The sequence below is a fragment of the Streptosporangium nanhuense genome (assembly GCF_059358815.1).
Genome location: NZ_JCADBG010000001.1, coordinates 613,009 through 627,200 on the forward strand (window position 1 = coordinate 613,009; position 14,192 = coordinate 627,200).

At 71.5% G+C, this 14,192-nt stretch carries 13 protein-coding genes; 8 read left to right on the forward strand and 5 right to left on the reverse strand.

Annotation, left to right across the window (positions count from 1 at the left end):
* Positions 1-18 precede the first annotated feature (18 nt).
* From AC5L38_RS02545 to AC5L38_RS02565, 5 genes are all read right to left on the reverse strand, one after another.
* Positions 19-696, reverse strand: coding sequence for a cupin domain-containing protein (locus AC5L38_RS02545; RefSeq protein WP_495241096.1), 678 nt, complete (start codon positions 694-696; stop codon positions 19-21).
* An 85-nt stretch (positions 697-781) separates the two neighbouring features.
* On the reverse strand, positions 782-1,621 hold the full coding sequence (locus tag AC5L38_RS02550) for a DUF6807 domain-containing protein (protein ID WP_495241097.1): 840 nt from the start codon (positions 1,619-1,621) through the stop codon (positions 782-784).
* On the reverse strand, positions 1,612-2,643 hold the full coding sequence (locus AC5L38_RS02555) for a Gfo/Idh/MocA family protein (protein WP_495241098.1): 1,032 nt from the start codon (positions 2,641-2,643) through the stop codon (positions 1,612-1,614). The genes AC5L38_RS02550 and AC5L38_RS02555 overlap by 10 nt, the downstream gene beginning before the upstream one ends.
* A 157-nt stretch (positions 2,644-2,800) precedes the next feature.
* A complete protein-coding gene (locus AC5L38_RS02560; protein WP_495241099.1) occupies positions 2,801-4,096 on the reverse strand; it encodes a glycoside hydrolase family 30 protein in 1,296 nt (431 codons plus the stop codon).
* Between the two features lie 347 nt (positions 4,097-4,443).
* Positions 4,444-5,454 (reverse strand): LacI family DNA-binding transcriptional regulator, encoded by a 1,011-nt coding sequence (locus AC5L38_RS02565; RefSeq protein ID WP_495241100.1) that lies wholly within the window; start codon positions 5,452-5,454, stop codon positions 4,444-4,446.
* A 175-nt stretch (positions 5,455-5,629) separates the two neighbouring features.
* Here AC5L38_RS02565 and AC5L38_RS02570 point away from each other — a divergent pair, with 175 nt between their 5' ends.
* The 8 genes from AC5L38_RS02570 to AC5L38_RS02605 all read left to right on the forward strand — a co-directional run bounded on the left by AC5L38_RS02570 (position 5,630) and on the right by AC5L38_RS02605 (position 14,188).
* Positions 5,630-6,928, forward strand: a complete 1,299-nt coding sequence (locus AC5L38_RS02570) for an extracellular solute-binding protein (protein WP_495241101.1) — start codon at positions 5,630-5,632, stop codon at positions 6,926-6,928.
* Between the two features lie 26 nt (positions 6,929-6,954).
* Positions 6,955-7,929 carry a carbohydrate ABC transporter permease gene (locus tag AC5L38_RS02575; RefSeq protein ID WP_495241102.1) on the forward strand — a complete coding sequence of 325 codons (975 nt, stop codon included), beginning with the start codon at positions 6,955-6,957 and terminating at the stop codon, positions 7,927-7,929.
* A complete protein-coding gene (locus tag AC5L38_RS02580) occupies positions 7,926-8,750 on the forward strand; it encodes a carbohydrate ABC transporter permease (RefSeq protein WP_495241103.1) in 825 nt (274 codons plus the stop codon). Before AC5L38_RS02575 ends, AC5L38_RS02580 begins: the two co-directional genes overlap by 4 nt.
* A 34-nt stretch (positions 8,751-8,784) precedes the next feature.
* Positions 8,785-10,155 (forward strand): glycoside hydrolase family 5 protein, encoded by a 1,371-nt coding sequence (locus AC5L38_RS02585; RefSeq protein ID WP_495241104.1) that lies wholly within the window; start codon positions 8,785-8,787, stop codon positions 10,153-10,155.
* A 136-nt stretch (positions 10,156-10,291) separates the two neighbouring features.
* Positions 10,292-10,609 carry a carbohydrate binding domain-containing protein gene (locus AC5L38_RS02590; protein ID WP_495241105.1) on the forward strand — a complete coding sequence of 106 codons (318 nt, stop codon included), beginning with the start codon at positions 10,292-10,294 and terminating at the stop codon, positions 10,607-10,609.
* A 322-nt stretch (positions 10,610-10,931) separates the two neighbouring features.
* Positions 10,932-12,584, forward strand: a complete 1,653-nt coding sequence (locus AC5L38_RS02595) for a glycoside hydrolase family 43 protein (protein WP_495241106.1) — start codon at positions 10,932-10,934, stop codon at positions 12,582-12,584.
* A 333-nt stretch (positions 12,585-12,917) separates the two neighbouring features.
* Entirely contained in the window at positions 12,918-13,283 is a 366-nt protein-coding gene (locus AC5L38_RS02600; protein WP_495241107.1) for a YbaB/EbfC family nucleoid-associated protein, read from the forward strand.
* Complete coding sequence (locus AC5L38_RS02605) at positions 13,280-14,188, forward strand: WXG100-like domain-containing protein (RefSeq protein WP_495241108.1); 909 nt, start codon at positions 13,280-13,282, stop codon at positions 14,186-14,188. Before AC5L38_RS02600 ends, AC5L38_RS02605 begins: the two co-directional genes overlap by 4 nt.
* Positions 14,189-14,192 lie beyond the last annotated feature (4 nt).

Sequence of the window (14,192 nt, forward strand, 5' to 3'; positions counted from 1 at the left end):
ACGCCCCCCCCGGGTCCCTCAGGCCCGGCCCCGATCCGGGAGGTCCTGGGAGTGCGCCGGGTAGGTCATCAGGTGGCCGCACATGCCGTCGCGAGGTACGGCGGGCACCCGGGTGACCGCGGCCTCGCGCAGGTGGGTGAGGTCGCCGCCGCGCAGGGCCGCCAGCTGGGCGCCCGTCGCCTCGGCGGCGCGCAGCGGGCCGTCGCGCCAGCGGGACTCGAAGGCGTCCAGGCGGGGGGCGACGATCGCGGCGGCGGCCTCCAGGAAGGCGGCGAAGCCCGGACGGCCCTCGGCGCGCAGCCGCAGGAACCCCTCCACGGCCAGGTCGCGGCGCTCGCGCGGGTCCGAGCGCGCGGCACGGTCGTAGCGGGCGGGGTCGGCCAGGACGTCGGGGGGGAAGGTCAGGACGGCGTCGCCGGCCTCGGGCAGGCCGCTGTTCTGCATGAGGACCACGATGCGCAGGCCGCCGCCGTTGACCAGGCGGTGGACCGTGCCGGGGGTGAAGCGCACGACGGAGCCGGGGGCCAGCGCCGTCTCCTCGTACCCGTTCCAGGTCAGGGTCTGGACGGAGCCGGAACCGGCCACCACGGTGTAGGCCTCCGAGCACAATGTGTGCAGGTGGGGCGAACCTCCGCGCAGGCCGTCCTCGGTGGGCCAGTCGTAGACGGTCAGGTCGCTCACGCCGGTGCCGAACACGGGTGCTCCTCCCTCCTGCCGGGCGTTTGCGCCGGACGCCTCGGCTCGGGGCCGGTCCTACCCCGCCGGGCGCGGTGCGAGACGTTCACGCCGGTTCCGGACAGGGATGTTCCTTGACGTAGGCCTCCAGCCGGGGGCGGTCCCACGCGCCGGTGGCCACGACCACCCGGTAGCTCAGGCGCAGCGTCGCGCCGGGCGGCAGGACCAGCTCGCGGTGGAAGGCGATGGACGGGTTGACGGCCGCGAACGGCGTGGTGCGGACGAACCAGACGGTGGGCAGGGCGCTCTGGAACAGCAGGGTGGAGGAGCGGTCGACCTCGTCGTGGTGGCCGGTGTAGGCCAGCCACGCCGACTCCCGGCCCATCATCTCCGGCCCCTCGCCGCTCTCGGCGGTCACCTGCCCGTGCTCGAAGGAGCGGGGCCCGCGCCAGAACAGGCCGCAGTAGCCGGCCATCGGGCGGCCGTTGGTGGTGGGGCTGCCGAAGACCAGCTCCTCGCCGCGCACGTTGGTGATCGAGGTGGACAGCTCCAGCGCCCAGGAGTCCTCCAGCACGTCCCGTACCTCGAAGGTCCGGAGCTCGTCCACCCAGTGCTCGCCGCCCTGGGTGTGCCAGGTGAGGCGCTCCACGCCGGGGGAGAGGAACTCCTCGTGCCGCATGGTCCCGTTGTTGGGCAGGTCCACGTATCCGGCGGCCTCGCGGACGTAGCTGCCGCCGCCCCAGAAGTTCTCCCCCGACAGGTCCGAGACGGTCATCTGCAGGCCCTTGTGCCAGCGGTGGTCGTGCGGGCGGAAGGTGCTGACCACGTCTCCGGCCAGGGTCCTGATCGGGTGGAAGTACGGCTTGGGCGACTCGAAGACCGGTGTGTCCGGCAGGTGGACGTAGCGCAGGATCTCGACGCCGCGCTCGGTGAAGGTCAGCTCCATGCGTGTCCGTCCAGGCGGTGGTAGGCGGGATGGGCGGGGGTGAGGTCGGCGCGGAGCACCGGGCGGCCGGTGAACGCCGACGCGTACAGGCCGGTGATCAGTTCGAGCGCCTGGCGGCCCTCGGGGCCGCTCATGGGCGGTCGCTCGCCGCGCTCGTGGGCGTCCAGCAGCTCCGCCAGCTGTGCCTCGTGCGAGCTCGGCAGGTCCTCGGGCGGGTTCCAGCGCGCCGAGGTGGAGGTCCAGTCGGCGTTGCGGTAGCCGTACAGGTGGCGAAGCTCGACGGTCGCCCCGGTGTAGTCGAAGCGCAGGTAGCTCTCCTCGCGCGGCGACAGCACGCTGTTGACCACCGAGGCCATCGCGCCCGAGGCGAAGCGGACGGCGGCCATCGAGACGTCCTCGGTCTCGATGCGGCGGTCCAGCGTGCCGGTCATCGCGCGGATCTCCGACCAGTCGCCGAGGATCGACAGCATCAGGTCCATCTGGTGGATGCCGTGCCCCATCGTGGGGCCGCCGCCCTCGGTGTCCCACCGGCCGCGCCAGGGGACGTCGAAGTAGGCGTGGTCGCGGTACCAGGTGGTCACGCAGAGCGCGACGAGCGGGCGGCCCAGCTCGGGGGCGAGGGCGCGCAGGTGCCGCGCGCCGGAGCCGAACCGGTGCTGGGAGACCACCGAGGCGTAGCCGGGCCCCTCGGCCGCCGAGATCAGGTCGTACTCGGCCAGCGACAGGCAGGCGGGTTTCTCGATCCACACCCAGGCGCCCGCCTTCAGGCAGGCCACCGCCTGGTCGGCGTGCAGGTACGGCGGGGTGCACAGGTGGACGAGGTCGGGCCGCTCCGCGTCGAGCATCGCCTCCAGGGAGGTGTACGCCCCCGGGATCGCGTGCTCGGCGCAGAACGCCCTGACCCGCGCCTCGTCCACGTCGGCGGCGGCCACCACCCGCGCCCGGTGGGCCTGGGCGCGCAGCGCGGGCAGGTGGCAGATCCCCGCGATGCCGCCGGTGCCCACCACGGCCACCCGGATCATCCGGCTCCCTCCGGCGCGAACAGTGCGGACGGCTCGGGCGGTCCAGGCGGCGCGGACGGTGCGGACGGTGCGGGGGGCTCGGGCGGGCTCCCGGCCTCCGGTCGCGGGGAGCACGATGCGCGACCGGAGACCCGGAGACCGCCCGCGGGCGGGTGCGTCACCGCACCACCACCGTCGTGAGGGAACGCGGGGCGAGGGTGAGGGTCCTGCCGGATCTCAGCCCGGGAAGCGGGGTGGCGGCGAGCGAGTGGTCGCCGTCGGTCAGGTAGGCGGTGGCCCGGCCCGGCCGGGTGGTGATCGCGGTGGTGACGGGGACGGTGGCGGTGTTGAGGATCTCGACGACCTCCGAGCCCCCGGCGTTGCGGAAGGCGGTGACCTTCAGCGCCGGGTCGGCCGAGGCGACGGGGAGCCGGACCGCGCCGGGCCGCACGAAGCGGCTGTAGGCGGCCAGCGCCCACAGCCGCTTGGAGACGCGGTAGGTCGCGGTGGCCTCGTCGATCTGGATCAGTCCCCGGGTGGTGCCGCGCGAGGCGCCGAACCAGAAGACGTAGCCGTTCGCCCTGCCCAGGGTGAGCGAGTCGTGGATCTGCTGGGCGACCGCGAAGCCGTCGTAGCCGCTGCCGTCGTCCCAGGCCTCGTTCCAGGTGGTCCCGTTGGGCGACCACTCCGACATCCACACGGGCCGGTCGGTGGGCAGCGGGCCGTCCACCGGGCTGACGTAGGGGTGGCCGGCGTGCGTGGCGACCCACCGCCGCGCGACGGGGTCGGCCTCGATGGCGGCGGTGTACTCGCGCTGCTGGGCCCAGCCGGCGGCGTCGCAGCAGATCACCTTGAGCCCGGTACGGGCCGCGGTGGGGCCGAGCACCTTGACGAACTCGGCGGCCTCGGCGGGGGTGAACCGCATCGAGGCGTAGGAGACGGTGAGGTCGGGCTCGTTGGTGAACCCGATGTCGGTGATCCTGATGCCCTCGCCGGCGTAGAACTTCGCGTACTGGACCAGGTAGTTCGCGTACGCCTGCCGCCACGCGGGGAGCAGCGTCCCGCCGTTGCTGTCGGAGCCGTTGTCCTTCATGTAGCCGGGGGCGCTCCAGGCGTCGGCGTAGAAGCGGGTCACGCCGTAGCGCCTGGCCTCCTTGGCCAGCCAGACCTGGCCGCCGTCGTCGCCGTCCCAGACGTACTTCGGCGGCGCGGTCGGCCCGCCGGGGTCCTCCGGCTGGATGGAGGTCATCAGGTCGTAGGGGCTGCCGGCGGGGGAGGAGCCGATGCCCAGACGCAGGATGCTGAGCCCGGCGCCCTTCTCGGGGCTGAGCCACAGGTCGAGGATCTCCCGCTGCTTGGCGGCGGGCAGCGCGCGGACCAGCTCGTTGCGCCGGAACGCCTGCGAGAAACCGAAGCCGTCGATCCGCTGGAGAACGCCGTGGTGGTCCACCCGAATTGGGGAAGCGCTTTCCATGGTTACAGGACCGAACCCGAGGAGAGGAAATAGGAGAACCGGTGCCAGCAGTGCCCTGTGACGTCGAGACATGCGGAAACCCGCTTTCCGAAAGTTTCACAAGATTACCGAGACATTTCGTGTCGAGTACCGTAAATGTTTCAGGTGTAGTCGTCAACAGCCGATCGCGACACCGGACAGGGCGGCCGGGCCAGGCCGGCTGGACGAATTGGACGAGCTGGGCGAGCTGGGCGAGCTGGGCAGTGGCCACCGGCCGGAATCGGCCAAACGGTGCCGCCGGGTGACCCCGCCCGGTGGCCGGGCGGGGTTCGAGCGAGGGCCGGGCGGGGCGCCGGGAGGTCAGGCGGTCAGATGGCCGGGCGGGCGGTGCTCTCGCGGACGAGCAGGTCGGTGGCGAGCTCCACCCGCCGGGGCTCGTGCCCGCCGCGGTCGAGGCCGAGCACCATCCGGGTGGCCAGCGCCGCCATCTCCTGGAGCGGCTGGCGCACGGTGGTCAGCGGGGGCCAGGCGGAACGTGCCAGCGGCAGGTCGTCGAAGCCCACCACCGACAGGTCGTCGGGAACCCGCAGGCCGCGCTGCCTGGCCGCCTCGAAGACGCCGAACGCCTGCATGTCGCTGCCCGCGAAGATCGCGGTGGGCGGCTCCTCCAGGGACAGCAGGGCGTGGCCGTGGTCGCGGCCCGAGCCGACCAGGAAGTCGCCGTACTTGATGAGCGCCGCGTCCACCGCGATCCCCGCGGTCTCCAGCGCCGCGCGGTAGCCGTCGACGCGGGCCCGGCTGCACAGCATGTCGGCGGGGCCGCCGATCATCCCGATCCTGCGGTGGCCCAGCTCCAGCAGGTGGCGGGTGGCGGCCAGGCCGCCGTTCCAGTTGGTGGCGCCGACCGAGGCGACCCCGGGCGGCGGCTCGCCCTCCGGGTCGACCACCACGAACGGGATCGACCTGGCGGCCAGCTGGCCGTGCTGGTCGGCGCTGATGCGGGAGCCGACCAGGATGGCCCCGTCGGTGCGCCGGGCGGCGATCCGCTCCACCCAGTCCCTGCCGGGTCCGGCGTGGGTGTGCAGGACCGAGACGACCACCCCGGCGTCGACCTCGCGGGCCGCGGTCTCCACGCCGCGCACCAGCTCCATCGCCCACGGGCTCTCGATCTCGGTGAAGACCAGGTCGACCAGGCCGACCGGGGCGTCGCCCTGGCCGGTCCTGCGCCGGTAGCCGTGCTTGTGCAGCAGGTGCTCGATCCGCTGCCTGGTCTCGGACGCGACCTCGGGCCGGCCGTTGATGACTTTCGAGACCGTGGGCGCGGAGACCCCGGCCTCCTCGGCGATCAGGGCGATCGTCACGCGCGGCTTGCTTGGCATGCGGCGAATACTAACTGAAACCTTTCGGAGGCCGCTCAGCGAGGTGGTCGTTGCCGTCCGGGATCGCTACCACGGGGCTATTGACGGGTAACCAGGAATTTACCTATTCTCCGGATCACGAAATATTCGGGGAATATATGAAACTTTTCAACTAACCTCCCGAAAGGGGAACCCCATGCTGAGTCGGCGAGGCGTGGTGGCTCTGGCGGTATCCGCCCTGCTTCTCGGAGCCTGCAGTACGAGCGGAGACGGCGGCGAGGCCCAGCCCGGCGCGAGCACCGGCTCGGAGAAGGTCACCTTCGAGTTCTGGAACCTGGCGACGGCCGAACCTCTCAAGACGTTCTGGGCCGATCTCATCAAGGAGTACCAGACGGCGCATCCGAACGTGACGATCAAGAACATCGCGATCGAGAACGACTCCTACAAGCCGAAGCTCGCCACGCTCACCCAGTCGGGAAAGGCGCCCGACCTCTACTCCACCTGGGGCGGCGGCGTTCTGAAGCAGCACATCGAGGCGGGCCTGGTGAAGGACCTGTCGTCCGACGCCGGTGACGTCATCGGCGGCCTCACCCCGGCGGCCCTGGCCGCCTACCAGTTCGACGGCAAGACCTACGGGCTGCCCACCGACATCGGCATGGTCGGCTTCTGGTACAACAAGGCGCTGTTCAAGAAGGCCGGCATCACCGCCCCGCCCGCCACCTGGACCGAGTATCTGGACGCGGTCAAGAAGCTGAAGGCGGACGGGACCACCCCGATCGCCCTGGCGGGCAAGGCCAAGTGGCCCGGCCACTACTACTGGGCCTACCTGGCCATGCGGGTGGCCGGGCTGGACGCGCTCAAGCAGGCCGGCACCACCAACGACTTCACCGGGCCGGACTTCGTCGCCGCCGGGCAGAAGCTCAAGGAGCTCGTCGACCTGCAGCCGTTCCAGAAGGGCTTCCTGGGCGCCGACTACGCCACCCCCGACGGGCAGGGCGCGACCATGGGCAACGGCAAGGCCGCGATGGAGCTGATGGGCCAGTGGGCCCCGTCCGTGCAGGCCGACGCCGGCAAGGGTCTCGGCGACGACCTCGGGTTCTTCCCCTTCCCCGCGGTGGAGGGTGGCAAGGGCGCCGCGGGTGACGCGTTCGGCGGCGGCGGCGGCCTGGCCCTGGGCGTCGACGCCCCGCCCGCCGCGCTGGACTTCCTGAAGTTCGCGCTCAAGCCGGAGAACCACAGCAAGGCCGTCAAGGCCGGCGCGGTCCTGCCCGTGCTCAAGACGGGTGAGGAGGCGGCCGTCACCGACCCCCACATCAAGGCGGTCTCCGAGACCCTGTCGGCCGCGAGCGGCTTCCAGCTCTATCTCGACCAGGAGTACCCGCCGGCCGTCGGCCAGGAGGTCAACGACGCCGTGGCCGAGCTGATCGGGGGCACCAAGACGCCGGAGGAGGTCGTCCAGGCCGTCACCGAGACGGCCAAGGCGGAGTCGGAGTAGCCGCCCGGATGAAGACGGTGACGACGATGACAGGGCCGGACACACGTCCGGCCCCGCCCGGGGGGAAGGCCGCCGCCAAGCGCGGGCGGGACGGCGGCCACCGCCGGGGACGCGGCTGGGGCACCGCGATCCTGTTCGTGCTCCCCGCCCTGATCCTGTTCACCCTCCTGGTGCTGGTGCCGATCCTGGTGGCCGGCTACACCAGCTTCTACAAGTGGAACGGTATCGGCCCGCCGAGCAACTTCATCGGGCTGGACAACTTCACCCGGCTGTTCCAGAGCGACATCATCCTCGGCGACCTGCGCAACGGCGCCATCCTGATCGCGCTGGGCCTGGCCGTGCAGCTGCCGCTCTCGCTGGCCCTGGCGGTGATGCTGAACCAGCGCATCCGGGGGCGGGCCTTCTACCGGCTGCTGTTCTTCGCGCCGTACATGCTCTCCGAGGCGATCATCGCCGTGTTGTTCTCGCTGGTCCTGTCGCCCGAGGCGGGCCTGGCCAACCAGCTGCTGATCTCCTTCGGGCTGGAGCCCTGGTCCTGGCTGTCGGAGCCGGACACCGTGATGTTCTCGCTGTTCCTGGTGATCACCTGGAAGTACTTCGGGTTCCACATGATCATCTACCTGGCCGGCCTGCAGGGCATCCCCAAGGAGCTGAGCGAGGCGGCCAGGATCGACGGCGCCGGCAGCTGGGACGTCTTCCGCCACGTCACCCTGCCGCTGCTCGGCCCCACCATCCGGATCAGCGTGTTCCTGTCCGTCATCGGCACGATCCAGCTCTTCGACCTGGTCTGGATCCTCACCGGCGGCGGCCCCTCGCACGCCTCGGAGACCATGGCCGTCAGCATGTTCGAGTACGGCTTCAAGCGGTCCCAGATCGGCTACTCCAGCGCGATCAGCATCGTCATGTTCCTGATCAGCCTCGTCTTCGCCCTCGGTTACCAGCGGTTCGTCCTGCGCCGGGACGTGGAGGGGGCCAGCACCACCATGGGAGACCGCCGATGATCGCCCGGCTGCGCACGTTCCCGATCCACGCGGTCATCTGGGTGGCGGCCGTCTTCATCGTCATCCCCTTCCTGTACGGGCTGCTGGGCGGCTTCAAGACCTCCGACCAGCTCTCCGTCAACCCGCTGGGCCTGCCCTCCCCGTGGGTCACCGAGAACTACACCGACGTGATCACGACCGGCGCGTTCTGGCGCCAGCTGCTCAACAGCCTGTTCGTCGCGGTGGCGACCACCGTGCTGGTCGTGGGGCTGTCGGCGATGGCCGCCTTCGCCTTCGCCCGGTTCGCCTTCCGGGGCCGGGAGTTTTTGTTCACGCTGTTCGCCGTCGGGCTGATGTTCCCGTTCGCGGTGGCGATCCTGCCCTTGTTCGTCCTGCTGCGCACGTTCGGCCTGCTGGACAACCCGCTGGGGGTGATCCTGCCGCAGGCCGCGTTCGGCCTCCCGCTGACCGTCATCATCCTGCGGACGTTCTTCCGGTCCATCCCCAGGGAGGTCGAGGAGGCCGCCATCATCGACGGCTGCACCCCCTTCGGCTTCTTCTGGCGGGTGCTGCTGCCGATAGCCAGGCCCGCCCTGGCCACCGTCTCGGTGCTGGCGGTCGTGGCCAGCTGGAACAACTTCTTCCTGCCGCTGGTGGTCTTCAACGATCCCGGCCTGTGGACCCTGCCGCTCGGCGTGCAGCAGTTCCAGGGGGAGTACATGGCCGACACGGCCAAGATCCTGGCCTACGTCATCGTCTCGATGGTCCCGGCCCTGGCCTTCTACGCCGTCGCCGAGCGCCAGCTCATCAGCGGCCTCACCGCGGGCGCCACCAAGGGCTGACCCGGATCCCATCGTCGAAAGAGAGTGAGACACCATGACCCTGAGTGTCGCCGGATCCCGTCTCGTCGATTCGGCCGGCACCCCGGTACGGCTGCGTGGAGTGGGCCTCGGGGGCTGGCTGAACATGGAGAACTTCATCACCGGCTACCCGGCCAACGAGTCCGCGATGCGCGAGGCCGTGCGGGAGGTCCTGGGGGAGGACCGGGCCGAGCTGTTCTTCGACCGCCTGCTCACCTCGTTCTTCGGCGCGGACGACGCCGCGCTGCTCGCCGGGCTCGGCGCCAACTGCGTCCGCATCCCGATCAACTACCGCCACCTGGAGTCCGACGACCGCCCCTTCGAGATCGTCGAGCACGGCTTCCGCCACCTGGACCGGGTGATCGGCCTGCTCGCCGAGCACGGCATTCACAGCGTCATCGACCTGCACGCCCTGCCCGGCGCGCAGAACCAGCACTGGCACTCCGACAACCCCACCCACGTCGCCGCGTTCTGGCAGCACCGGCACTTCCAGGACCGCGCCGTCCACCTGTGGGAGGTCGTGGCCGACCGCTACCGCGACAACCCCTGGGTGGCCGGGTACAACCCGATCAACGAGCCGGGTGACCGCGGCGGGCGGGTCGTCGGCCCCTTCTACGACCGCCTGGTCAAGGCCGTCCGCGCCGTCGACCCCAAGCACGTGCTGTTCCTGGACGGCAACACCTACTCCACCGACTTCTCGATCTTCCGCGAGGTGTACGAGAACACGGTCTTCGTCTGCCACGACTACGCCCTGGCCGGGTTCGCGCACGGCGGCCCCTACCCCGGGCACACCCGTGGCGAGTGGGTGGACCGGGAGCAGCTGGAGCGATCCTTCGAGAAGCGGACCGTCTTCCAGCGCGAGACCGGCACCCCCATCTGGGTCGGCGAGTTCGGGCCCGTCTACACCGGGAACCCGGAGATCGACCGGCAGCGCTACCAGATCCTCAGCGACCAGCTGGAGATCTTCGACTCCTACGAGGCCGGCTGGTCGCTGTGGACCTACAAGGACGTCGGGCTGCAGGGCCTGGTCAGCGCGGGCGAGCCGTACATGAGCCGGTTCGGCGAGTTCATCGCCAAGAAGGGGCGGCTGGGCGCCGACCGGTGGGGCTCGACGATGGAGGAGTCGGCGAGTGACCTGGCCCCGCTGCACCGGCTGATGGAGACCGAGTTCCCCTCCTGGGACCCCTACCCGTGGGGCGCCCGCTACCAGGTCGACGACCTGATCCGGCACATCCTCATCGCGCAGGCGCTGCTTCCGGAGTACGCCGAGCTGCTGCGCGGCTGCTCCGACGAGGAGCTGACCGCCCTGGCCGACTCCTTCGCCCTCGCCCGCTGCGTCCGGCGGCAGCCGCTGCTGGACCTGCTCGCCGAGAACCTGCGCGGGTGAGAACCTGAGCGGGTGAGAGCCCGCGTGGGCGGGAGCCCGCGCGGGGAGAACCCGCGCGGCGACGCCCGGGGAACGCCGCGCCCCTTCGCCCCGTCTCCCGCCCGCCACTCCTACCTGACCGAGGAGGCACGGAAAGATGCGCACCCCCCGGCCGCTCGTGAGAACGCCGCGATCAGCGGTCCTCGCCCTGTTCTCCCTCGCGCCGTTCCCGGCGGCGGTGGTCCCCGCCGCGCGGGCCGCCACGGCGGCCACGATCGCCACCTACGACTTCGAGTCCGGCACCCAGGGCTGGGGGCCGCGAGGCTCCGGCGTCTCGGTCGCCACGACCGCGGCCCCCGCGCACGGCGGCGCCGGGGCCCTGCTCACCACCGGCCGTACCGCGACCTGGAACGACCCGACCGGGCGAAGCCACGTCGACACCTCAAGGTGGGGGGTGCTCCGGCTCGCCGGGTAGACACGACCGCCAGACCGCCGGGCCCGTCCTCCTCCTGGGACGGGATCCGGCCTTCGGGGGGTGCCGGGCTCGGCCTTAAGGGGGGTGGGCCCGGCACTTCCCTCCGGAAACCCGCGGCCGGAGGAGCACCCGTCCCGGAAGACCAGGGCGGATCCCCGACCCGCCCGCCTCGACCCGGCCCGAGAAGGACGTGGGCGGATCCCCGGCACCCCCGCCCAGGCCCCGCTCACGCCCGGCCCCCGCCCGGCCCCCGCCCGGCCCCCGACCGGCCCCCGACCGGCAGGGTCCTCGAAGGAAGACCCGGACACACCAAGGGAGTCTCGTGTACACCAACCCCGTCATCCCCGGTTTCCACCCCGACCCCTCGGTGTGCCGGGTGGGCGCGGACTATTACCTCGTCACCTCGTCCTTCGAGTGGTTCCCCGGGGTCCCGATCTTCCACAGCCGCGACCTCGTGCACTGGCGGCAGCTCGGCCACGTCCTGGACCGGCCCTCCCAGCTCGACCTGGACGGCGTACGGCCGTCCGGCGGCATCTACGCCCCCACCATCCGGCACCACGAGGGCGTCTTCTACATGATCACCACGTTGATGGACGAGCCGGGCAACTTCCTGGTCACCGCCACCGACCCGGCCGGGCCGTGGAGCGACCCGGTGTGGTTCCCCGAGACCCGGGGCTTCGACCCCTCGCTGTTCTTCGACGACGACGGCCGCGCCTGGATGACCGGCACCCGGCCGAGGGCCACCGAGCGCTACAGCGGCGACAGCGAGATCTGGCTGCGCGAGTTCGACCCGGTCACGCTCAAGCTGCTCGGCGAGGAGCACGTGATCTGGGAGGCGGCGCAGCGCGGCGGCGTCTGGTGCGAGGGCCCGCACATCTACCGGATCGGCGCCCACTACCACCTGCTCACCTCGGAGGGCGGCACCGCCGAGGACCACGCCGTCATGGTCGCCAGGGCCGAGCGGATCACCGGCCCCTACCGGGGCAACCCGCGCAACCCGGTCCTCACCCACCGCCACCTCGGGCTGCGCCACCCCGTCACCAGCGTCGGCCACCCCGACCTGGTCCGGAACGCGGAGGGCGAGTGGTGGTCGGTCCTCCTCGCCACCCGCCCCTACGGATCCCTCCCCGCTTCGGCCGGTCCCCGTGGTGAATCCACCGAGCATCGTGGTGAATCCACCGACCACCGTGGTGAAGCTGCCGACCACCGTGGTGAAGCCGCCGGTGACCAGCCCACGACGGCCGCCGTGCGCGCCTCCACCGGCTACAACCTGGGCCGCGAGACCTTCCTCACCCGGGTCCGCTGGGAGGACGACTGGCCGGTCTTCGACCAGGTGGAGCCGTACGCGCAGGCCCCCTCGACCCCCGCGCGCCGCTGGCCCGCCACCCCCGCCTGCGACCACTTCGACGCCCCGCGCCTCGCCCCGGCCTGGAACCACCTGCGCACGCCCCGCGAGCCGTACTGGGACCTGGCCGACAGCCGCCTCACCCTGCGGCTGCGACCGCAGACCCTGCGCGAGCGGGCCGCGCCCAGCATGGTCGCCCGGCGGCAGCAGCACATCGCCTTCGCGGCCCACACGGTGATGGAGTTCCGCCCGCAGGGCAAGGAGTGCGCCGGGCTCGTGCTGTTGCAGAACGACGACTTCCACCTCACGCTCGTCCTCACCGCACACGGCCTGGAACTCACCCGCCGCTCCGGCGGCACGGACACCCTCCTGGCCCGCGCGGACGTCGTCCCCTCCGGGCCGCTGTGGCTGGGCGTGGAGGCCCACGGCCAGGACTACCAGGCCCGCTACGCGCTGCGCCCCGGCGAGTGGACCGACCTCGCGGCCCCGGTGGACGGCCGGATCCTCGGCTCCACCGTCGCCGGAGGCTTCACCGGCGCCATGATCGGCCTCTACGCCTCCTCCAACGGCCACCCGAGCACCAACACGGCCGCCTTCGACTGGTTCGAGTACCTGCCCCTCCCGGGATGACCGCCGGCGCCGGGGCGAACGCGAACGGACCCGGGGAAGAACGGCGTGGACGGCGTCCGACTTCACCGGGGCGATGAAGTCGGCCCATGCCTCCGAGTCGTCGATCGGCTCATCCGGCGAGACCGGCTGGTTCGCGCGGGTCGGCAGGGCGCCCGGTCGGCCCGGTTCCCGGTGACTCGCGGGAGCGCGCGGCGGTGAAACCTCCCGGGCGCCGGGGGTCGCCGGCCGGGTCGGGATTCCGCTTGCGGCTCTGCTTACGAGTGGGCAACAACCCTTATTTCCTACTTTTTTTGTGTATATTGCGAAGATCGCGCGGGTGACCCAGGAGGCAGGATGACATCACCGACAGATCCATTCGCCGCCACCGGCGATCAGGAGCTGGGCAAGCTCTTCGACGGCTTCCGGCAGGACATGGCGGCGCTGGAAGGGTTGCGCGATCGGATCGACTCCGTCAAAGGCCGGGGCGAGGCGGCCGAGGGGCGGGTCGTGGTGAACGTGACGCAGGCCGGGACGCTCGTCGGGCTCACGATCGATCCGCGCGCCATGCGGCTCGGCTCCGACCGGCTCGCGGCGGCGATCGTCGAGGCCGCCGCACGGGCGACGCGCGACGCCGAGCGGGAGGCGAGCGATCTGGTGGCGCCGTTCGTCGCCGGCACGCCGCTGGACGGCGACCGTACCGACGGGGCCCGGCCGCGTTGAAGATCAGCCCCGGTCGCGCGAGCATCTACGGGTTCGGCACCCTCGGCATCGCCGCCTTCGTGTTCGAGATGCTGGCCGTCGAATATCCCGAGGGCGACCCGGACAAGGCGCGCCGGGCCGCCGCCGTCTGGGCCCGCCTGGCCGACCGCATCGAGAAGAGCCCCGACAACACCTACGCGGCCGCGGAGTCGGTGTGGCGCAGGAACAACGGGGGCGGGGTGGAGGAGTTCAAGGCGGCCGTCACCGCCGAGCTGTACCCGCAGGCCGAGGAGAACGGGTACGCCGCCAGGCTCGCGAAACGGTGCCGCGACAACAGCACGGCCTGCACGGACTTCGCCGAGGCGATCGAGTCGGCCCGGGACGCGTACTGGACGCTGGCCCTGGCGAACCTCGCCAGCTTCATCTTCATCACCACCTTCCCCTGGCAGGCCGGGGCGGCGTACCAGATCACGCAGATCCTCATCCGGCGGGCGCAGGCCCGGCTGCTGGCGAAGCTGCTGGAACACAGCATCGCCAAGATCGTGCTGAGCAAGCTGACGGAATACACGATCGGCAGCGTCTTCTTCGCCGTGGGCGACGTGGCGGTCGTGGCGGGCGTCAAGGCGGCACGCGGTGAGTCACCCGGCTCGCTCAAGGAGAACGCCACGCAGGCGCTGAAGGAGTTCACCGCCTCGGTCGCCTTCTACGGGGTGTTCGACGCGGCCGCGCCCCTGACCAGGAAGGTGACCGCGAACGCGGACGTCCGGAACTTCCTGAACCGCATGGCCGGCGGGTCGGTCGGGTACGGCCCCTCCTACGAGGCCATGAACGGGCAGTCGGGCGGGGAGCTCGTCCCCACCTGGGAGCAGACCCTGGGCCGCGCGCTCCTGTACTTCACCATGGCTCACAAGCCGGCGGGAGGCTGAGGAC